A 22,165-nucleotide genomic window follows, 5' to 3' on the forward strand; every position below is an offset into this window, starting at 1 on the left:
TGCCTCTTGGTTATTGCCATTACGTATTGCGGTTTTTCAGATCAAAACTGCCAGTCGAGGGTCAGCCCGACGCCGTGGGTCTTGTCCCGTGAGCCCAGCAGTCCGTTGTAATCCAGGTTGAGCGTGATATCGCGTGCCAACGCCAGGCCTGCGCGAACGCCGACCACGGCCGCGTTGCGGTCCATGGAAACGCTTTGCACGGCGAACGGCGCACCGCCAGATGCAAAGGCCAGGTTTTCTTCGGAATGGACGTTGCTCAGGTTGTGCTGCCAGCCCAGGGTCCCGGACAAATCAAGTTGCTGATGCTCGGTGAGCGCCAGGCGTTTGCTCGCTCGCAGGCCCAGCGTGGAGAGCACGGCATCGCGGTTGTCGTCGCCGCCCTTGAGTGCCGCCGCCCCACCGCTCTCGGTGAAGCTGTCGCTGCCCAGGTGCACGTAGGCCAGATTGGCGAACGGTTCCAGCGCCAACGGTTGCAGGTCCAGGCGATAAGCCGCCTCAGTGAACACCTGTGTGGTGTGTGCATCGCGCTTGGATTTCTGCTTGGCGCTGACGTCGCCGAACTGCAGATCGCGTTTTGTGTCGATGCGATGCCAGCTGTACGCCCCACCGACGCTCAGACGCAGCGCATCCATTTCATGCCCGGCGTACAGGCCCAAGTGGTAGCTGTCGACCGAGGCGGAAGAATGGGTGCCATCGCCCATGCTCAACGAGCTGTCGCTGTAGCCGGTGACGAAACCCAGTCGGGTGTGATCGGCGATCAAACCGTCAGCCCCGGCCAGCAGACCGCCAATGGAGCTGTTGTAGTTGGCGTTGTCGTGACCGCTGTTGGTCTTGCCCCAGGCGCCCAGCACTTTGACCCAGGCGTTGTTCTCGTTGTTGTTGGGCGTTGCGGCGTCATAGAGGCCGCCATCGCGCAGGCGCTCACCGACGGCATCACGCAGATAGCGCGAGTCGTTGACCAGCAAGGTACCAATCGCCGGATGGATTTCCCCGGACAACTGCTGGAAGGCTTGCTGCGCAGTCGCCGCGTTCGGTGACAGCAACAGGCTTTCATACACGGCGTTGCCCGTGCCCAACTGCTCGGCGGCAGCGGCCACGGAGCGTTGATTCGGGGTTTGCCCGACGCTGGCAAAGGCGTTGCCGTTACGCTGGATCGCCAACTGCACGCCGGTGGCCGAGTAGTCGAGAGTCCCGCCAATGAACGCGTAGTTCGGCAGCACCGCACCGAACTGACCCTGGATACCACCGGCTGCTTGCAGGATGTTGTACTGGTGACCAAGCAGGCTGCGGACGTCGCTGGGACTCAACAGCGTCGGGCTGTTTTCCAGCGACAGGCTCACGGTCGCGCCCTGGATCGTAGCTGTGCCACCGGCAACGATACTGTCGCTGTTGGTGGGGGACACCTCGACGGCATAGGTCGAACCGGGTTCGAAGGTCACATCGCCGGCAACGTGCAAGGTGCCGATCGAGTTACCCGGCGCGATGGTGCCGCCGCTTTTCGCGGTCAGTGCACCGACCCGCCCGGAACCGCCGAGAATGCCGCTGTCATTGACCGTAACGGCTGAGAGCAGCGAACCGTTGACCGCCAGCCGCCCCTGATTCACCAGGGTTGGCCCGGCGTAGGTGTTGCTGCCGGTCATCACCAGTGTGCCGATGCCTTGTTTGGTCAAACCGCCGTGACCGGAAATGTCGTTGCGCCAGACGTCGTACCCGCAACTGACATCGTTACAGATCCGCTGCGTGGGCTTGCCGGTGTCAATCACCGCGCCAATCCCTGGCAGGTCGGCGACAAACTGGCCTGCACCATAGGCCCCGGCCACGCGAAATTCCTGCGGAATGTCGGCATCAGCGACAAACATGCCGGGACCGTCGATACCTTTGCGCAGGTTGATCATGCCCCAGCCGTACAACGCGTCGATGCCCGGTGCGCCCATGTCGGTGGCGGTGGTTTTCAATACCGTGGCGATCTGCGCGCCGGTCATGTACGGGAAGCGTTCCATCAGCACTGCTGCCGAGCCGGCAACGTGTGGCGCGGCCATCGAGGTACCGTTCTTGTTGGCATAGCCGATGGTCAGATTGTCGGCGTTGGTGCCGCCGATCACCGAACTGTAGATCTTGGTGCCGGGTGCCGACACACAAAAACTCGCGGTATAGCCGCAGCGCGACGAGAAGGTGCTGATGATGTAGGGATCAGGACTGTTGGTGTCGGGGTTCTTTTGCAGGGCGGCAACGGTGACCCAGTTCGCGGCGATGTCTGGCACGAAGTAACCCAGGCCGGCAATTGCATCCGGGTTGTTGAGGTTGTAGTCGTTACCGGCGGCGAAGATGGTCACGATACCGCTGCGAGCCGCGTCGATTGCTCCTCGGTAAGCGCCACCCTGCTTGGTGTTGAGCAGCGGCTGGATCTGATCGAACTGGGCTTGTCCGTCCTGCACGGTGAAATGCGGGAACGCCGGATCCTTGCCGCCCTTGTTGAAGCGGTCGGTGATGCCGATGCCCCAGCTGTTGTTGATGATCCGTGCGCCGCTTTCTCGCAGCGCATCCCAGCCGGCTTTGTAGACTGCACCGTCGTTGCCCAGAATGATCCCGTCCTCGGGGCCTGGGTCGCCGTTGTCGGCGCTGATGATTTGCGCGTTGAAGGCCACGCCGTGCATCGGGTTGCCGTCGCGGCTGCCGGCGGCAATCCCGCCGACGTGGGTGCCGTGGGAGCCCAGTTTGCCATCGGAACCCACCGACGGAGTGCCGTCATAGCGAAACGCGTCCCCGGCTTTGACCGGAATGTACGGGTCGGTGTATTCGCGAATACCGCTGGTAACCAGGGTCACCACTTTGTTCGCGCCGGAAAATTCCGGGTGCTTGGCGTAAACCGGTTGATCGAAGATGCCCAGTTTGATGTCTTTACCGGTGTACCCGGCCGCGTAGGCATCCTGGGCGTTGATCGCGCCCAGCCCCCACTCGGCGTTGAATTCGGGACTGCGCCAGCTGTCGGGATCGCCGAGCTTGCCGGTTTCCACATAAGGCGCGGCCTGAGCGACACCGGTCGCCGCCAGATAAGCGATAAAGGCCCCGTTGAGGGCTTTTGCCTTGCGGCTGATGCCGATGTGCACAGGCGTGTTGTTACGAGACTTGCCTTCCATCCAGCTACCTTCCTTAGTTGTCGTGCTTCAATCCCCGCGTGTTCACCTGCACGCGTCTTGTTGTGTGCGGCGAATTCCCCTGTAGCTGGCGAAGCCTGCGTTCGGCTGCGCAGCAGTCGTAAAACCATCCAGCTCGGTTTTCCTGACCAAACGCGGTTGCCCTGATTGCGACCGCTTCGCGCTCGAACGCAGGCTTCGCCAGCTGCTACAGAAACCGTGGTGTTTTTAGAACTGCCAATTCAGGCTCAGCCCTACTCCATGGCTGTTTTCGCCGCTGGCCAAACGGCCGCTGTAATCGAGGTTCAAACGAACGTCCCTGGCCAATGCCAGTCCTGCCTGAACCCCGACCAGCGCTGCGTTGCGGGCCAGTGGTGAACTTTCCACCGCGAACGTTGGGCCGCCGCTGGCAAACGCCAGATGGTCTTGCGATTGGGTGGCACTCAGGTTGTGCTGCCAGCCGAGGGTGCCGGCCAGGTCGAGCTGTTGCTGGCTGGAAAGCTTGATGGTTTTCAGCGCTCGCACGCCCAACGTGCTGAGCACCGCATCACGCGTGTCGCGGCCACTTTTCAGCGCCGCGGCATCGCCGTTCTCGGTGAAACCGTCAGTGTCCAGGTGCACGTAGGCAAGGTTGGCGAACGGCTCCAGTGCCACTGGCTGCCGGTCCATTCGGTAAGCGGCTTCGGTGAACACTTGCGTGGTGTTGGCGTCGACCTTGGCTTTCTGCTTGGCACTGACATCGCCGTATTGCAGGTCGCGCTTGATGTCCGCCCGGTGCCAGCTGTAAGACCCGCCGAGGCTCAGGCGCAGCGCGCCCAGTTCGCGCCCGGCGTAAGCACCCAGGTGGTAGCTGTCGACCTGCGCCCGGGAATGGGTGCCGCTGCCCAGGTTCAGCGAGCTGTCGCTGTAGCCGGTGACGAAACCCAGACGGGCGTCTTCGTCGAGCAAACCGTCGACCCCGGCCAGCAAGCCGCCAATCGACGTGGTCGAGCCCGCCGTGTCGTTGCGCTCATCGGTCTTGCCCCAGGCACCCAGTGCCTTGACCCAACCGTTACTGCCGGTTGCCGGATCCGACTGCAAACGCTCCGTCACCGCCTCACGCAGGTAACGGCTGTCGTTAACCAGCAAGGTGCCAAGCGCCGGGTAGATTTCCCCGGACAATTGCTGGAACGCCTGCTGAGCGGAGGTTGCCGACGGCGACAGCAAAAGGCTTTCGTACACCGGATTGCCCGTGCCCAATTGCTCGACGGCAGCGGCCACGGAACGTTGATTCGGGGTTTGCCCGACACTGGAAAACGAGTTGCCATTGCGCTGGATCGCCAGCTGCACGTCAGTCGCCGAGTAATCGAGGGTGCCACCGATGAACAGGTAATTGGGCACTACCGCAGCGAATTGCCCTTGAATACCGCCCGCCGCTTGCAGGATGTCGTACTGGTGACCCAACAGGCTTTGGACCTGACTGGCACTCAACAGCGTCGGACTGTTTTCCAGCGCGAGACTGACGGTGGCGCCCGTGACCGTCGCCTTGCCGCTGGCGACGATGCGATCGCTGTTGGTGGGCGACAGTTCCACCGCGTAGGTCGAGCCGGGCGCGAGCGTCACGTCACCGTTGACCTGCAAGGTGCCGATCGAGTTACCCGGCGCGACGGTGGCGCCGCTGTTGGCGGTCAGTGCGCCGACACGTCCGGAGCCGCCCAGGGTACCGCTGTCATTGACCGTCACTGCCGAGTTCAGCGAACCGTTGACCGTCAGCAAGCCGCCGTTGACGGTGGTCGCACCGCGATAACTGTTGTTCCCGGCCAGAATCAATTGGCCTGCACCGGACTTGATCAGGCTGCCTTCATAGACTCGTCTGGTGGCTGCAGCATCGCGCGCCGTGCCCACCGCGTAATCGGTCTTGTCCTGCTGACTGGCGTTGGTCGCAACGCCATTTTCCCAGCCTTTGTCTTTCAGGGGCTGTTGCCAGGCACTGTGCTCGGCGGCATCTTCGCTCTGGCGTTGAATCAGCGCCTTGTCCGAGAGGTCGTTGCTCCACACATCGCGCTGGCCGGCGCCAAGGTTGGCGTCGAATGAGCCGAGCAACTGCCCCGGCCCGCGCATGGCACGCGCAAGGTCGGGCACGCCCCAACCGACCCGAGTGCTCGGTGCATCAGTGATCGAGCCATCAAGCTGGGTCGCGGTGGTCAGCAACACCTGCAGGGCTTGCTGGTTGTTCATGTAAGGGTAGCGTTCCATCACCAACGCCAAGGCGCCGGTGGCATGCGGGGCCGCCATCGAGGTGCCGTTGTAGCTGGCGTAACCGCCGCCGACGATGGTGCTGTAGATCTGCGCGCCCGGCGTGCTGACGCACCAGTACTTGGCGATCCCGCACTGGTTGTATTTTTGCTGGTTGTTCTTGTCCAGCCCCGACACCGCCAGCCAGTGGCCTTCCAGGTCCGGCTCGAAGTACGGCAGGGCCGCACGCACGCTGGCGTTGGCGTAACCGCTGTTGCCGGCGCTAAACACATTGATCACGCCACGGCGCGAGACATCGGCGGCCGCATCGATCCAGGTGTTCTGATTCCAGTGCTGGGCATAGGCGGCATGCAGACTCTCGATCGTCTTGTAGTCGACATCCTTGGGCTGGCTGCCCCAACTGTTGTTGATCACCCGTACGCCGGCATCGGCCAAGGCGTCATAGGCCGCTTTGAAATAACGCGGATCGGGGCCGGGGCCGAAGAGGAAGCTGTCGTTCTGATTGGTGTTGGCAACATACACATCCGCGTTGAACGCCACGCCGTGCATGCCGACACCGTCACGGGCGGCGCCCATGGTTCCGGTGACATGGGTGCCGTGGGAGTCGTTGTTGGCATTGTGGTTGCCGCTGACGCTGAATGGCGTGCCGTTGAGGTAAGTGCCGGTGGCCGTGACCGCATGAAAGCGCGCGGCTTCGGGATGGTTCGGGTCAAAGCCTGAGTCCAGTGCACCGATTTTCACGCCTTTGCCAGTGAAACCTGCGGCATAGGCCTGATTCGCTTGCATGCGGTCCAGGCCCCAGTCCTGTTGGTATTCCGCTGTTCGCCAACTGGCGGGGTCTCCCACCTGCCCCGGATCAAGGTAGGCCGCGTGAACGGCGGCGGGCAGCGCGGCAACGAGCAACAACAATGAGCCGGTGGTGATCGGCTGGCAGCTATAACGACGTACATCCGTGTTCATGACATCTCGCTTTATTAGACGTGTAGTCCCCCATCCCGGGGGAGTGCTGCAGAGAGGCGTTTATCGGGTGGCTTTACGCGGGCCGAAGGCTTCATCGACCTTGGCCAGGTCCTCTTCACGCAAGTTGCCGGCGTAGTAATGCAACTTGGTCCAGGCCATCAAATAGTCATAACGGGCCTGGGCCAGGTCACGGCGCGTGGTGTAGAGCTGCTGTTCGGCGTTCAGGGCGTCGAGATTGACCCGCTCACCGCCGAGGATGCTTTGCTTGGTCGAGACCACCAGCGCTTCGGCCGACGTCAGGGCCTTTTGATAGGCGCGCAGCTTGCTGACACCCGACAGGCAGGCGCTGAACTGGCGACGCAGTTCGATCAGGGTTTCGCGGGTTTTCGAATCCAGGTCGTATTCGGCCTGCTCCATCGAGCGACTGGCCTGACGAGTCGACGCCGACACTCCACCACCGGCATACAGCGGCACACTGACCTCGATACCGATGGTGTTGGTGTCGTAACGCTGGTTGTAGGTGTTGCCGCTTTCCGATTCGTTTTGCCGCACCGTCGCGTAGGCGCTGACCCTGGGCAAATGCCCCGAGCGATTGCGCTCGACTTCGAACCGCGCGACTTCAACCGCCTGACGCTGGGAGGCCAGGTTCGGGTTGTTGGTCAGCGCGAGTTCATGCCAGGTGTCGAAATTGGCCGGCTGCAAGGTGAATGACTGAAAGGAATCGCCCAACGGTTCGAGGTCTTTGATATCAATATCCCGCGTGCCGATCAGCGCGCCCAGCTCACGCAAGGCTGCATCTTGTTCATCACGCGCCTCGATCTCTTCGGCAGTGGCCAGTTCGTAACGCGATTCCGCTTCGAGAATATCGGTGCGGGTGCCCTCGCCCTGACGGAACATCTGTTCGTTCTGCTGGAACTGCTGTTCAAAGGCCTTTTTCTTCGCTTGCGCGATGTCGATCTGGTCCTGGGCAAACAGCGCCTGGGTGTAATAGGTCAGCACCCGAACCAGCAGTTCCTGGCTCTTGCCGCGAAAGTTTTCATCGGCGAACAGCGATTGGGCCACGCCCTTGCGATACGCCGCATAAGCCTCGTAGTCGAACAGCGGTTGCTGCAGGGTGAACGTCGAGCCATAGCTGTTGTAGTTGCGGTCGTCAGTGCGATTACGACGGTTCTCGTCCAGGTAAGTGGCCTTGGAGTTGTTGCGGCCCTTGTTGTAGTTGTACGACAGTTTTGGCAGCAAACCGGCGCGACCGATCGTGCGGTTTTCCAGGCCTGCGTCACGCTCCTTGATCGCGCCGAGGAACACCGGATCGTTGCGCAACGCCTGTTCGTAAACCTCGAATGGCCCCATGGCGTGAACGTTTGTGCAGACCAGCAATGCAATAGCGGTCCCGAGAATGGAAAGCTTGCTCATACGACGGGACATCCTTATTCCTCGGTCAATGCGGAGCCTGCCCGGTCGAGCAGAGGTTTGAACAAATAGTTGAGAAGTGAGCGTTCACCGGTGCGCACGAACATCTCGGCCGGCATGCCCGGCTTGATCACCAGCCCGTTGAGTTTCTCCATGGCGACATCGCTGACGCTGCTGCGCAGCACGTAGTACGGCACGCCGGTTTTCTCGTCGACCATCTGGTCGGCTGAAATCAGGCTGACTTCGCCGGGTACACGCGGGGTTTTGCTCTGGTTGAACGCGGTGAACAGGATGTCCACCGGCAAGTGGCTGCCGACCTTGTCGATCAGGTTCACCGGCAGGTGACCTTCAACCTCCAGGCGCGTGCCTTGGGGCACGATCTCCAGCAAGGTTTCACCGGGGCGAACCACCGCGCCTTCGGTGTGCACGCCAAGGTTGACGGCGATGCCGTCGGCCGGTGCGATGATTTCACTCTGTTGCAGATTGAAACCGGCCGAGGTCAGTTGCTGCTCCAGGGTCAGGCTCTTGAGCTGCGCGTCCGCCAACTGGCTGCGCACCTCTTTCTGGTACTCCTCGCTGTGCTGTTGCAGCTTCAAGCGCGTTTCAAGAATGCCCTGCTCCACGCGCCCGCTTTCGCCGCTGTTCTGCGCCAACTGCTGTTGTACTTGCGAAAGCTGACGCTGGAACTCCATCAGACGGTTGCGCGGGATGTAACCGTTGTCGGCCAAGGGTTGCAGGTTGGTCAGTTGCTGACGCAGGGACTCCGCCTGCGCGGTCAGGTCGGTGCGCGCCCGGCGCATCCCCGCCAGTTGAGCATTGGCGCCTTCGATGTTGGCGCGCATCCCGGCCTGTTCACGATCAAAAGCTTCACGGCGACTGCTGAACAGTTGCCGCTGGCCTTCGAGCACCAACGCCAGACGTGGGTCGGGGTCGCTGCTCAATTCAGCTGGAAAACTGACCTGCTTGAGGTTGTCACGCTCGCTCTGCCAACGCGCCAGACTGGCCCAGGCCATGCGGTATTGAGCTTGCAAGGATTGCACGTCCGCTTCGACCTGAGTCTGGTCGAGGCGAAACAACGGCTGGCCTTGCTTCACCGCCTCGCCTTCACGCACCAGAATCCGGCTGAGCACCCCGCCACTCATCGATTGCACAGCCTTGCGCTTGCCGGACACCACCACCGTGCCCTGTACCGGGAGCCCCTGATCGAGAGGCGCCAGGCTGGCCCAGAGGAAAAAGCTGCCCGCACCGACCACCGCGAGAATCCAGCCCATGCGGGCAAAAAAACCGGCGTCGCGCTCAGGGCGCTCCGACGCATAACCTTGTTCGATTGTCATGCCGCTGTCCTTGCTCATACACCGCTGCTCTTTGTCGGGGCCTGGTACTGGCGGCTCATGCTGAGCCCGGCCGGTGCGGCGGCGGGTTTTTCCCGTGGGTGTTCCTGTTGTGCGCCAGACAGCGCCTTGAGCACTTCCTGACTCGGCCCGAAGGCTTGCAGACGGCCTTCGTTGAGCACCAGCAACTTGTCGGCCTGGGCCAGCGCCGAGGAACGGTGGGTGACCAGAATCACGCTGGTGCCCTGGGCTTTCATTTGCGCGATGGCACTGGCCAACGCAGCCTCACCGAGGGTGTCGAGGTTTGAGTTCGGTTCATCGAGCACCACCAGGCTCGGCCCGCCATACAGCGCTCGAGCCAACGCCACGCGCTGTTTCTGGCCGCCAGACAAACCACCACCATCCTCGCCCAGCACGGTGTCGTAACCCTGTGGCAGGTGCAGAATCATCTCGTGCACGCCGGCTTGCTGCGCAGCCTCGACAACCTTCTGCGAATCCGCCTCGCGAAAGCGTGCGATGTTTTCGGCGACGCTGCCGCTGAACAATTCGATGTCCTGTGGCAGATAGCCAATGTAGGGGCCGAGGTCGTCGCGGTTCCAGCGATGGATATCCGCACCGTCCAACCGCACTGTGCCGGCCAGGGTCGGCCAAACACCCACCAGCACCCGCGCCAGGGTCGACTTGCCGGAGCCGGACGCACCGAGCACCCCCAGCACTTCGCCGGCCCCAAGGTGGAAATTGAGCATGTGCAGGGTTGCCGTGCGTTGGCCCGGCGGGCCGGCACTGACCTGTTCGAAGGTCACCTGGCCTTTAGGCGCGGGCAACTCCATGGCGCCGTCACTCGGCGGGAACTCTTGCAGCAACGCATCCAGCCGTCGATACGCCAGCTTCGCCCCGCTCCATTGCTTCCAGACGGCAATCAACTGATCGATCGGGCTCAGCACCCGCCCCATCAGGATGGAGCCGGCGATCATCATCCCGGCAGTCATCTCGCCCTTGATCACCAGCAATGCACCCAACCCCAACACCAACGATTGCAGGCACAGACGCAGGGTTTTGCTCAGGGAACTGATGACCGCGCCGGTATCACTGGCCTGATTCTGCAGACCCAGAAAGCGCGAATGCACCTGGAACCAGCGTTTGCGCAGCGCACCGAGCATGCCCATCGCCTGAATGGTCTCGGCGTTGTGCAGGTGACTGGTGGCCAGTTGCGTGGACCGTTGCGAGTAACCGCCGGCCTCACCCAAGGGCTTTTTGGTCATTGCCTCGTTGAGGAACGCCAAACCGATCAACAGCACCGCGCCGACGGTCGCGAACACCCCAAGCCAGACGTTGAACAGATAGATCACGAACAGGTAGACCGGAAACCACGGTGCATCGAAGAACGCGAACAGCGCAGGTCCCGTGACGAACTGGCGAATGTGAGTCAGGTCGCCCAACGACTGGCCGGCATTGCCTTCGCCCTTGAACAGATTGCGCTCGAATGCGGCCTGATAGACCCGCAGGTTGAAACGTCGCTCCAGTTGGCTACCGATGCGAATCACAATGAAGCTGCGCACGGTCTCCAGCAAACCGATAAACACGAAAAAGCCCACGACCATCAGCGACAGCATGGCCAGAGTGGTTTCATTCTGTGACGAGAGCACCCGGTCGTAGACCTGGAGCATATATATCGACGGCACCAACATCAGTACGTTAATCAGTGCGGTGAAACAACCGACGCTGATAAGAATACTTTTATAGTCGCCCAGCGCCTTCAATAGCGGTGCAGTGGGAGTGGTCTTCGCCATTCTCATTGATCTTCCCTGAGCTGATAGCCCGCGCGGTAGTTCGACACGGTTCCAATAAACGGCCCAAACGCTTGTCAGGGCATGCTTTGAATAATACAACTGGCAGGCGAACGAACTCTATTCCATGACGATATAGAGTTCAGTTTATTGACCTGCCAGCGAAAAACTGTGGATGAATCCTTATATCCATTACTGGAAAAGATTCAGTTTGCCGTTGTGCTCTTAGTCTTGAGCGCGCTGCAGAACAATCTGTGGATCAGACTGTTTGGTACTTTGGTAGAGCCCTTCTTGCTGTCGACCAAGATGAATAATTCTTGAACCTTCTTTACCGGTCAGCGATATACCGTCGGGTTCCGGGAACCAACCGATGGGTGTTTCACTCAGCCACCCGGCGAGGCACTCGATATCGCCCGCCAATGTTTGATTCTGCTCAAGTTTCAGTGCACAGATGTTCTGCGGCTGCGCCTTCAGATAAATCTGCCATTGCCCGGCCAGTTCCGACGGGTCCGCTAATCTCAGGCTGCTTGCCATGACTACATCTCCAGAAAACAGTATCAGCGTGGCGATCAGCCAAGCCATTGCCCTGTAGGTAAAGGCGTTATGGGTCATAAGGTGTTTCGTTCCAGGTTGTAGCCTATGCAGCCTCGCCCACTGCAGCGGTGTTGGCAAGGACGAAGGGCAGCGCATCAGCGCCACCCTCCGTTTTCCTTCACGTCGTTTGCCCGCCAGTTCAACAGCGCGGGCAAGCTACGCCGTTACGCTGCGATATCCGAGACTGCTGCCTGGCCAACGATGTTGACGAGGAAGTCAGCAACTCCATGCCCGGAGAAGTCTACAGCCAGGGTGCTGTTGCCACCCGAGTTGGTCAGCACTGCGTCGCCTGCCGATCCCGTGAAGGCATTCCCGAAGTTCAGGCCCGCCCCGTGGGTGATGGCGGTCAGGTCGATTTTGTCCAGGCCACTGGTGAAGTCCATGATCCGGTCGGACGCACCCGGTGCCGAGTCCGAACTGGCGGCATATACGAAGGTATCCGCACCCGAACCACCCCAGAGTATGTCCGCACCACCTGCGCCGTAGATGATGTCGTTGCCGGCACCGCCCTTGAGCACGTTGGCGACGTCGTTGCCGATCAGCAGGTCGTTGCCCGAACCGCCAGTGGCGTTCTCGATGGTGACACCCTGGGCAATGGAAACGTTGCCCACCAGGCCACCAACGTCGGAGAACGAACCTTCATGGAGGTTGATCTTCTGGTTTTGGGTGAAGCCGGAGAAGTCCAGGGTGTCGTTGCCACCACCGTCCCACACCGAGAACACCAGTTTGTCCGACGAGGACGTCGCACTCAGGTAATCACGACCGGTGTTGGAGTTGAAACCGTAGGTGGTATCACCGGCACGGGTGCTCATGTTGGCGCCGTAGAGTTTCTGCACCGCGGCAATATCGTCCATCAGCGGGGCGGACGAATAGGCTTCGACACCGCCCTTGCTGAAGTTCTGGCTGGTGTTGCTTTCACTCCAGTAGCTCATAACGCTGTAGCCACGGGTGTCCTGGCCATAGGACGCATCGTTGTAGGTCGGATTGCCGGTCCCGGCGTTGTAGTCGCCAGGGTGAGACAGACCGAGGGTATGCCCGATTTCGTGAGTCAGGGTCTGACGACCGTAGTTGTTCACGCCCGGGGTCTTGTTGACGTTGTAGCCACTGCCGGTCAGGTACCAGGACTCGCCATCATGGCCAGGTTCTGTACCGGGCAGGAAAGCGAATGCTGCTGCACCTTCCTGGCCGCCACTGTAGTTGCCGAAACTCATGTGACCATCGCCACCCTTTGCCGCTTGGGTAAAGGTGACATTGGCCACGTCTGCCCAGGATTGCATGGCGAGCACGGCCTGAGCCTTTTGCAAGGAGCTGAACTGGCTAAAACCGGTGACACCCAGGTCGCTAAAGTTCGACGTTGGGGCTGTCAGAAACGAGTAGGTGAGGTCGATCTTGCCATTGCCGTTGAGGTCGTGCCAGGAGGCACCGTCACGCAGCAGTTGAGTCGCGGCTTGATCTACCGAGTAGGAGGGTTTGCCATTGACCGTGAGATCACCGCCACGGTCATACTGATGGCTAAAGCTATCAATCTGCGACCACTCGGAACTTGAATCTGCTGCTGCCGACTCAATAGCTTTCACTTTTACTTTCGACATAAACACACTTCCTTGTTTAGCAATGGAACAGTTTTTTGTCAGATAGCGACAATCTCTGGCGAGATCGTCCTATCACTCGCCCAATGAAGGCGAAAGAAAACTGACACAATTTGAAATCAGACGTCCACTACTTTTTTGACGTCAAATTGAACTGTTCCACAAAACTCCCGAAAACAATGACCGGCGAGTCGAAATAATCTTTGTAGTTCAATCTCCAGAATGGATTGTCGGACAATGTCCTATTTAAATATTAAATAGCAGTACAGTTGTACTTGATGACTGCATCGCAGTTTTTACATGGTCTTGCACCATCCAGTTAAACTCAAAGCACGCAGTAAATGTTCGGGTTTAAGTGCATCAACCTGGCGACCGTCGTCGCTGCGCATATCCTCACCTGCTAACAGCGCATTGATGATCGCCTCTTCCACGGCTTCGGCCGCGGCACTGAACAACGGCGAAATGTGATCGTTGTTGAGCATGTCCAGTGGCGTGCTCAAGGGCAGGTCCTTGCGCCCGTAATCCGCCGGTGGCAGATCCTGATTACCGGTGGCGAAGGCCAGGAAAATATCACCACTGGAATCCTCGGTGCCGCCGCCGGTACGGGCAATGCCGATCGACGCGCGTTGTGCCAGTCGCTGGCATTGGTGCGGCAGTAACGGCGCATCGGTGGCCAGTATCACCACGATCGAGCCCATGCCCGGCGTACCTTTTTCAGCGAAGGGAGAATTCATGCCCGACATCTGCCGGCCAACCGGGTAACCGTCGACGCGCAACTCGCGGCGCTTGCCGTGATTGGCCTGTACCAGCGCGCCAACGGTGTAGCCACCCTGCTCCGCTGGCAACTGACGCGACGAGGTACCGATACCCCCCTTGAATTCGTGACAGATCATCCCGGTTCCGCCCCCCACCGCGCCTTCGAGAACCGGTCCCGTCGTTGCGTTCTCGGCAGCTTCGCGAACATGGTGCGGGCCGACGTGCTGACCCCAGATATCGTTGAGGACGCCGTCGTAGGTTTCCATCACGGTCGGCATGCACCAGTACACCGCCGGATCCGCCAGACCGTCGCGCTCCAGCGCTACCAGCGCATCCCGAACAACGCCGACGCTGTGGGTGTTGGTGATTGCAATCGGCGTGGCCAGCAGACCCGCCTCGCGAATCCACTCCAGTCCCGTGGCATCACCGTTGCCGTTGAGCACATGGCAACCGGCGAAGCACGGTTGCTGCCGGGCATGGCCTGGGCGAGGTTGAATCAGCGTCACGCCAGTTCTGACCTGCTTGCCATTGACCGTGTCTTTGAGGGTGCTGTGCCCAACCCGAACCCCCGGTACATCGGTAATAGCATTGAACGGACCCGGTGTTCCCAAGCCCAGGCTGATGCCCAGCTCACGTGCGCGCATGATGACTCCTTTGCGTTTTGACGGTGCCGGACTGATCCGGCGAAAGAACGCTACTCTAGAGCGCGCAAGCGGGAGCGCCAATTACCCCGTTGGGGTATGCAAACTCCGATAACGACCGCTGCGCCAGCTGCTACAAAAACCGTGGCGCACATAATCCTGTAGCAGTTGCCGAAGGCGACGTTCGGCTGCGCAGCAGTCGTAAAACCGGGCACCGCGGTATCAGAGCCAGCACGCGTCCCATAACGGGTAATCATGAACACGTTGAACCAGCCCCGCACGAACCGGGTTTTGAATCACATATCGTGCAAGGGTTTTCACGTCCTCGTCCTCACGAACTGCTCGATCGTGATACCCCTTCTGCCACAAACGTCCTTTACGCCCTAACGCCTGATTCACTGCCAGGCTACTGCGTGATTTGATACGACACATCACTTGCGCCAACGTCCTTTCTCGCAGTTCAAGCACACAATGAAAATGATCGGGCATCACAACCCAGGTCAGAAAGTCTGTCGAGTCATCCTCCTGAACCAGCCTGAACTGCTCCACGACCAACCGTCCCAATCGCCAATCCGCAAAAAACGACTGGCACTGATGAACGACTGCCGTCAGCAAATAAATTCGGCCAGCCTCCGATACCCGCCCTTTGCGCAATCTTCCAGCATTCGTTGAAACAGGCATTCCTTGCCCCCTTATCCATTCAAAGGAGGCTCAGAACTTACAACGTTGACGAGATTCAGGCCGACGTAATGCTCAACGAAATGTAACCACTCAACTCCCCGTCCGAATCTTGTTCCACAACCGTGTGCGGACCCGGTCGATGTTCAGCGGCATGGCTTCCAGGGCGAACAACTTGCCCATCATTTCCGGGCTCGGGTACACCTTGGCGTCGTTCTTGATGGCAGGGTCGATCAGGCTGTCGGCCTGTTCGTTGCCGTTGGCGTAGTGCACATAATTGCTGATGCCGGCCATGACCTCCGGGCGCAGCAGGTAGTTCATGAAGGCATAACCGGTCTTTTCATCCGGAGCGTCGGCCGGCATGGCGACCATGTCGAACCAGATCGCTGCGCCTTCCTTGGGAATCGAGTAGCCGATGTCCACGCCATTCCTGGCTTCCTTGGCACGGCTTTCGGCTTGCAGGATGTCGCCGGAGAAACCCACCGCCACACAGATGTCACCGTTGGCCAGGTCGCTGGTGTACTTGGACGAATGGAAATAGCTGACGTAAGGCCGGACCTTCATTAGCAGCTCTTCAGCTTTTTTGTAGTCCGCCGGGTTCTTGCTGTGGTGCGGCAACCCCAGGTAGTTCAACGCGGCGGGCAGCAACTCCGGACCGTTGTCGAGAATTGCCACGCCGCACTTCTGCAGCTTTTTCATGTTCTCGGGTTTGAAGATCAGATCCCAGGAATCTACCGGTGCGTTGTCACCGAGCACCGCTTTGACCTTGGCAATGTTGTAGCCAATGCCAGTGCTGCCCCACAGGTACGGGAAACCATGCTCGTTACCCGGATCGTTGTTTTGCAGGGCCTTGAGCAATACCGGGTTAAGGTTTTTCCAGTTCGGTATCTGGCTTTTGTCGAGTTTCTTCAGTGCCCCGCCCTCGATCTGCCGCGCCATGAAGTGGTTGGACGGAAACACCACGTCGTACCCCGATTTACCGGTCATCAGCTTGCCGTCGAGGGTTTCATTGCTGTCGTAGACGTCATAGCTGAAACCGATGCCGGTTTGCGTCTGGAAGTTTTTCATCGTGTCGGGCGCGATGTAATCCGACCAGTTGTAGATCTTGACGGTCTCGGCGGCGTGGCTGAGTGATGCAGCGAGCATCAGCGAAGCCACCAACAATGGAGCCTTCATTGATGAAGCTTTGAGCGTACGGATCATGATTCGATTCCTGTATGGCGTTTTTATTGGCAGGTTTTCGGGTGATCAGAGGATCAAAAAATCAAGACGTAGGTTTTGCGCACCGTTTCCTGGATGTCCCAGATTCCGGTGCTGTTGGCTGGCAACATCAGTGCATCGCCGGCTTCTATGTGCAGGGTTTCGCCGTTGTCCGGGGTGAACGTGCAACGTCCCTGGATGAAGTGACAGAACTCTTGAGCAACGATCTGCCGCCGCCAGCGCCCGGGGGTGCATTCCCAGATGCCGGTTTCGACGCCGTCGGTGCGTTCCACGCTGGTGGTCGAACTAACCGCCACCGGCGTGCCCAAAGGCACGGTGACCGGTGCCGACTCTTGCAGGGTGACGTGATGAGTGTTCTTGAACTGGGTAATGCTCATGCTGATACCTGTCGAGGGTGGAAACGCGTTTACTGCATGAAACCTTCCATGAAACCCGCCACCCGAGAGGCCAGTTTGCGGCGCCATGGCGCGCTGGTCGGGTCGGCCAGGGTCTGGTCTTCATGGATGAAACTACGAATGATCGCGTTGTAGCCCAGCCAGCGCAGCGGCTCTGGCTCCCAGACTTTGAGCGTGTCGAGACCGCCCTGTGGGATCACCCACGGCTGACGGACCAACTCGGTGTCGCGCCCCAGGATCAAGTCCGCCAGGGTCCTGCCGCCGAGATTGCTCGCGCCGACACCCTCGCCGCCGTAACCGCCCGACAAGGCGATACCGCTGCGCTGATCGCAGAGCATGTGCGGTTTGAAACGTCGGGACATGCCCAGGTTGCCGCCCCAGGAGTGGGTGATGTTGACGTTCTTCAGTTGCGGAAAAAGCTCGCCGAACAGATAGCGACGCAGCTCGACTTCACTCCGGGTCAGGTCAAAGTCGTGGCGCAGTTTGCCGGCAAACTGATAGCCGCCACGGGCACCGAACACCAGACGGTTGTCGGCTGTGCGTTGACCGTAGGTGACCTGCCGGCTGCTCTCACTAAACGCCTGGCCACCGCTGAGACCAATCTCGTCCCAAGTCGCGGCGGACAGCGGCTCGGTCGCAATCAGCAGGCTCTGCACCGGCAACTGATAACGCCCCAACGGCGCCAGTGTCACGGCGTAGCCCTCCACCGCCGGCACGATCCAACGACTGCGCACCGAAGCCTTTGCTGTGCGCAAGCTGCCGGACTGCCACTGATTGACCGGGGTGTTTTCGTAGATGTCGACGCCCATGCGCTCCACCGTACGCGCCAGGCCACGCACTAACTTTGCCGGCTGGATCGTCGCGCAGTGCGGCGCATAGATACCGCCATAGGGTTTGGCGACCCGGATCTGTTGAGCAAGTTGCTCGGGACTGAGCCAACGGTAATCGGCTTCATTCAGGCCCTGACGGTAGAGCGAGTCCAGATAACGGCGCAGGCTGCGTTCCTGCTCGGGATAGCGGGCGGCGCAGTAGAGCACCCCGCCCTTGCGAAAATCGCAGTCGATGCCTTCACGTTCGAGGACAACGTGCACTTCATCGGGAATGCCGTGCAGCAAATCAAACGATTCACGGCGCTGTTCGGCCGGCAAATCGGCCAGTAAACGATCCTCGCCCAACAGATTACCCATCAACCAGCCGCCATTGCGGCCCGATGCGCCGAAACCGGCGGTCTGGGCTTCAATGATGACGATCTTCAGGTCTGGAGCCTGGCGCTTGAGGTAATAAGCGGTCCAGAGGCCGGTATAGCCGGCGCCGATGATTGCCACATCGACGTCCAGATCCTTCTCAAGGGACGGCCGCGCCAGCAGCGGCTCGTCAAGCTGGTCCATCCACAAACTGATAGTGCGCCACGCCGGCATGCAAGACTCCGCCACTCAAACTTCGATGGCGTCGATCCTAGTGCCTCGGTTCAGTGGCTGTCTTGCGCGCGTGCACGCAAAGAAATTTGCTTGGCATAGGCCTTGGGTGACAGGCCGGTGTGCTGGCGAAAGCAGCTGTAGAACGCCGAGAGCGAGTTGAAACCGGCGGCGAACGCCAGCTCGTCGATGCGCAACGGCGGCGTTGCCGTGTCCAGCGCCGCCAGCAAGTGCCGCAGGCGCGCCTGGTTGACGTAGCGATAGAAGCTTTGCCCCAGCACCTGATTCAGCAGATAGGAAATCTGATTGCGGCTATAACCGCACTCCTTCGCCACCCGTTGCAGATCGAGCTCAGGGTCAAGATAAGGTTGCTGACGCTCGAAGTACTGCTGCAAGTCCTCGGCCATGAAACTCAACTGCCGTGGCGAAAGCCCCAGCCGACTGACCGCCGGACGCAAACTGACCGCCGATTTGCTGGGTGCCTGTTCGTGCACCAGGGATGCGTATTCATTGACCCGCCAGATCAGCCCGTCGCGCACGGTGATTGCTTCGCTGGAACGGAACGACACCAGCCCTTCGCCGCCGCGCAAGGTCACACGGTACTGAATGAACGCGGTGTTGCCGTCCAGGCGAATCCGGTCCGAATGCTCCAGCGCCTCATCCGGATCACGCGGCATGCTTGAGCGCACGTACTCACGCAGTTCGCTCAAGCCGAGAACGCGGTTCTGGAAAAAGTCGTTGTATTGGATGTCCGGGTGATACAGCGCCATGACGCCGTCCAGATCCCGGTGCTTCCAGCACAAGTGATAACGCAGCACGGTCTCACCGGTGGCCAGGGTTTGCAGCGGTCCATCATCCTGGGCAGACATAGGGCACTCAACGACAGAAAAACCGAGCTTGCCGAACTTCGGCCAAGGCTTCAATGGTCAATTCAACGGCGATCAACAGCATCGCTTTGCCGATGATCGACAGAACATGATCCAGCTCAAAGGAAACGGTTCAATCGCCAAACGGCCTGAAAGATTTCACAGACTTTTCACGAGCGAGTGCTATTTTTAAACACTCACACGGTTGGGCCAGTGAAGGCTCATCCCTCCTAACATGAGCTAAGGGAAGCGCTCGATGAAGAAGGTGGGCAACACATGAATAGAGTTTCGTTGAGCAAGGTTACGTTTCCGAACGCCTGCCAGCTGATGCGCTGGCATTTTCATCCCATGGGATTCGAGGCGAGCATGGATGCACCGGGCAGCATGATTGCCCGACTGTTTGATCGTGCCAGTGGCGAGACCATGATCGCCATTGCCGGAATTCCCTGCGCCACAGTGATGAACGCCGCCGATGTCGAACGAATAATCGAAGCCGTGGAAGATGAACTTGAAGCCTTCGTTCCTCCTCTTGCCCTGAAAAGTCTTGCTTGAATCGCCACCGTTGATATCAAAGCCCACACTCCGTGGGCTTTTTTATGTTCGACAGTAGTCCCTGTCCCCACACCATCATGTTCAGAGCGAAAGCTTTCCGGCTCGCTGATCCGCGAAGAAGGGTTTGCCTTGCGCGATCCTGTCGGACGCCTTGGGCATATTGACCGACTGGCTGTCCTGGCTATCGACATACCAATAGCAATGCTTCACGGCGCGGGTGATGCCGACGTAAGCCAACCGCAGGATCTCGTCTTTCTGCGCGCCGTCATAAGGTTCCGCGTCACCGTCCTTGCCCAATCCGGCCATGCGATAGACCTGATTCTTGTACGGTGAACTGGTCAGGTGCTGGCAATCGCCGAGCAGGAATACCGCATCAGCCTGAAGCCCCTTGGCACTGTGATAGGTCAACTGCTTGAGCCGCCGGCTCTCGAATGACAAGCTAGAATCAGCATTAACTACTGGCAATATATGCTCTTCAATCAATGACTTATCGCTACCTTTTCGATACAACATCAAGATTGAATCGCCGTTTCGATAGTGTTCCGTCAGACGCTTGGCCATGGCTGCATCATCCCGATCATGGACGTTGACCGGCAACAACTCGCCTGACTCGCCACTGGCCTTGGCCTTTTTGCCCGGGATCGCCGGCGCCGCGCGCACGATATGCTCGGCAGCGTCGATGATGTGCTGATGACTGCGGTAATTTTCGCTGAGCATCACCCGCGTGGTGCAGGGCGACGGGAATTCCTTGTTGAACTCCATGAAGTACTTTGGCGAACTGCCGCGCCAGCCATAAATGGACTGCCAGTCATCGCCGACGCACAGCAGCGACGAGCGTTGCGCCCCGCGTCCGACATGCATAGCCGGACCGCGGCTGCGAATCTCCGTCAGAGTTGCTCGAATCCAGGCGACGATTTGTGGGGAAACGTCCTGAAATTCGTCGATCATCAAGTGCGACATCGGCCGCAGCAGCTCATCGCTCAGCAGCTTGAGATTTTCCGGCGAATGCTCGCTGAACAAGGCGAACATGCGGTTGTAGGTCATCACCGGCGGCGACTGATCCAGCAGGTGATCCTCCAGAGCCCGCCAATACAGGCTGAGTGCCTCAAAGAAGAAGCGATCCGGATCGTCCTTGGCGAAACTCATCTGGCCCACGGCAGCGGGAACATCCAGCCCGAGGTTTTCGATAAAGCTCGCCGCTGCGACAAAACAATCCAGAAGCGGCGCGGAACCCAGCTCACCCTTGACCTTGTAATCGAACCCCGGCCCGGCACTGGCATCCCCTGCCAGCGTGGCTAAAACGCGCTTTGAAGATTCATAGCTATCAAGCCAAATCAAAGGCTTACGGCAGAAAGCTTGAAACAGGGTGCGCTTGACTGCCCATTCGGCGCGAACCGTCAGTTTCGCATTAGGACGACTGACCTGCGGGTTTTCACGGGGATCGAAACCCAACACGACCCAGGCGTCGAGCGTCGGGATGTAGCCGTGACAATGGAAGGTCGAACCGTTGATTTCGAATGTCTGGCGGCTGGGCTCAATGCCCTTGATCGGCCAGGCGCCCGCACGAAACCACAGATCCTCGACGGCATCGCAGAGTTCTTCATCACGCTTGGCCGCCAGATCGGTCACCGCGATGCGCTTTTGCACATCCGGGTGATCGCGCTCCAGCTCCTTGAGCTGCAAGGCATGGCGGGACAGCGGTTTGATCAGTTCGCGAAAGCGCTCGTCTTGAGTAAACAGCCGGTGAAAACAGGCATTGAGTTGCTGGCGCTGAGTGTCGTTGATCCGCAGATCGAACGGGTTGCTGTCGACTTCTGCGTCATCGAGCAGCGAGCGGGCATTGAGGTTCTCGAAGGCTTGCAGCCGCTCGAATCCTGGCAGGCTGCGGACCATCGGCAGAATGCGTGAGTGGAAGGTTCGCACCAGGTCGCGGGCTTCTTTTTGGGTGAGCGTGCGCCCCCACACCGTAAACAGCCCGATCAGCTTGTTGATGAAGTCCTTGCGCGATTCGCGGGTGAAGGTCACCACGGTCAATGAATCAAGCTCAAAGCCCAGGTAATGGGTCAGCAGCAATATGCGCAACGCCAGGGTCGTCGACTTCCCGGCGCCCGCCCCGGCGATCACCGAGGTCGAGGGGGTGTCGCTGAAGATCATCTTCCACTGTGCGGCGCTCGGCTGTGCCGACTCTGGCAACAAACGGGCAACTTCGGCCTTCATGCGCTTCTTGACGTCAGCACTCAGCGGCAGCCGCCAGTCGTCGAACAGGTTTTCATCGATACGCGGCGCCGGATGCTCGGTGGATCGGCTGTCGCGAATCAGCAGCACCTGGCGGCCTTCTTCTATTCCTTCGAGCTTGCCTTCCTTGTAGCCGTAGTCGACGCCCGCGCTATGCCCACTGCGAAAGCCATCGGCCTGGCCATGCAGCCAGGACGCCCGGTGTTGAGCGCGGAGACGAGTGAGGCCGTGGCCAAAAAAACGCGCGGCCAGGCGTTTGAGCAACGGCATCTCGGCCAGGGGCAAGAGCTCGGGGGGAAGATCGGGGATGTGTCGCGGCACGCTGACTCCAGGGTGTGAGGCTGTTGCGGGTTATGGTGTCTTCAT

At 59.7% G+C, this 22,165-nt stretch carries 15 protein-coding genes; 1 reads left to right on the forward strand and 14 read right to left on the reverse strand.

The window, feature by feature from the left end; genetic code table 11:
* Nucleotides 1-41: 41 nt before the first annotated feature.
* The 13 genes from NTD87_RS17185 to NTD87_RS17245 form a co-directional block, all read right to left on the reverse strand.
* Complete coding sequence (locus NTD87_RS17185) at nt 42-3,137, reverse strand: autotransporter serine protease (RefSeq protein WP_262115211.1); 3,096 nt, start codon at nt 3,135-3,137, stop codon at nt 42-44.
* Nucleotides 3,138-3,362: 225 nt separating this feature from the next.
* Nucleotides 3,363-6,329, reverse strand: a complete 2,967-nt coding sequence (locus NTD87_RS17190) for an autotransporter serine protease (protein WP_262115212.1) — start codon at nt 6,327-6,329, stop codon at nt 3,363-3,365.
* A gap of 60 nt (nt 6,330-6,389) precedes the next feature.
* Nucleotides 6,390-7,754, reverse strand: a complete 1,365-nt coding sequence (locus NTD87_RS17195; protein WP_262115214.1) for a TolC family outer membrane protein — start codon at nt 7,752-7,754, stop codon at nt 6,390-6,392.
* 2 nt (nt 7,755-7,756) lie between these two features.
* The gene (locus tag NTD87_RS17200) at nt 7,757-9,073 is read right to left on the reverse strand and encodes an HlyD family type I secretion periplasmic adaptor subunit (RefSeq protein ID WP_262115215.1); all 1,317 of its coding nucleotides are present in this window, start codon (nt 9,071-9,073) and stop codon (nt 7,757-7,759) included.
* 14 nt (nt 9,074-9,087) lie between these two features.
* On the reverse strand, nt 9,088-10,866 hold the full coding sequence (locus NTD87_RS17205; protein ID WP_262115217.1) for a type I secretion system permease/ATPase: 1,779 nt from the start codon (nt 10,864-10,866) through the stop codon (nt 9,088-9,090).
* A gap of 216 nt (nt 10,867-11,082) precedes the next feature.
* The gene (locus NTD87_RS17210) at nt 11,083-11,469 is read right to left on the reverse strand and encodes a protease inhibitor Inh/omp19 family protein (protein WP_262115218.1); all 387 of its coding nucleotides are present in this window, start codon (nt 11,467-11,469) and stop codon (nt 11,083-11,085) included.
* Nucleotides 11,470-11,615: 146 nt separating this feature from the next.
* Nucleotides 11,616-13,043, reverse strand: coding sequence for a serralysin family metalloprotease (locus NTD87_RS17215; protein ID WP_262115219.1), 1,428 nt, complete (start codon nt 13,041-13,043; stop codon nt 11,616-11,618).
* A gap of 293 nt (nt 13,044-13,336) precedes the next feature.
* Nucleotides 13,337-14,440, reverse strand: a complete 1,104-nt coding sequence (locus NTD87_RS17220) for a P1 family peptidase (RefSeq protein WP_262115220.1) — start codon at nt 14,438-14,440, stop codon at nt 13,337-13,339.
* 219 nt (nt 14,441-14,659) lie between these two features.
* A complete protein-coding gene (locus NTD87_RS17225) occupies nt 14,660-15,118 on the reverse strand; it encodes an REP-associated tyrosine transposase (RefSeq protein ID WP_262115221.1) in 459 nt (152 codons plus the stop codon).
* Nucleotides 15,119-15,208: 90 nt separating this feature from the next.
* Nucleotides 15,209-16,291, reverse strand: a complete 1,083-nt coding sequence (locus tag NTD87_RS17230) for a polyamine ABC transporter substrate-binding protein (RefSeq protein ID WP_262115296.1) — start codon at nt 16,289-16,291, stop codon at nt 15,209-15,211.
* A gap of 80 nt (nt 16,292-16,371) precedes the next feature.
* Nucleotides 16,372-16,713, reverse strand: coding sequence for a cupin domain-containing protein (locus tag NTD87_RS17235; RefSeq protein WP_262115222.1), 342 nt, complete (start codon nt 16,711-16,713; stop codon nt 16,372-16,374).
* Between the two features lie 29 nt (nt 16,714-16,742).
* Nucleotides 16,743-18,149 carry an NAD(P)/FAD-dependent oxidoreductase gene (locus NTD87_RS17240; RefSeq protein ID WP_262115223.1) on the reverse strand — a complete coding sequence of 469 codons (1,407 nt, stop codon included), beginning with the start codon at nt 18,147-18,149 and terminating at the stop codon, nt 16,743-16,745.
* 50 nt (nt 18,150-18,199) lie between these two features.
* Nucleotides 18,200-19,015: an AraC family transcriptional regulator gene (locus tag NTD87_RS17245; protein WP_262115224.1), complete on the reverse strand. Its 816-nt coding sequence runs from the start codon at nt 19,013-19,015 to the stop codon at nt 18,200-18,202.
* 273 nt (nt 19,016-19,288) lie between these two features.
* Here NTD87_RS17245 and NTD87_RS17250 point away from each other — a divergent pair, with 273 nt between their 5' ends.
* Nucleotides 19,289-19,564, forward strand: coding sequence for a DUF1652 domain-containing protein (locus tag NTD87_RS17250; protein WP_262115225.1), 276 nt, complete (start codon nt 19,289-19,291; stop codon nt 19,562-19,564).
* Nucleotides 19,565-19,645: 81 nt separating this feature from the next.
* Here the strand turns inward: NTD87_RS17250 and NTD87_RS17255 are convergent, their stop codons facing one another.
* Nucleotides 19,646-22,120 (reverse strand): UvrD-helicase domain-containing protein, encoded by a 2,475-nt coding sequence (locus NTD87_RS17255; RefSeq protein ID WP_262115226.1) that lies wholly within the window; start codon nt 22,118-22,120, stop codon nt 19,646-19,648.
* Nucleotides 22,121-22,165: the final 45 nt, after the last annotated feature.

The sequence above is a fragment of the Pseudomonas sp. 6D_7.1_Bac1 genome (genome assembly GCF_025465945.1).
Lineage (GTDB): Bacteria > Pseudomonadota > Gammaproteobacteria > Pseudomonadales > Pseudomonadaceae > Aquipseudomonas.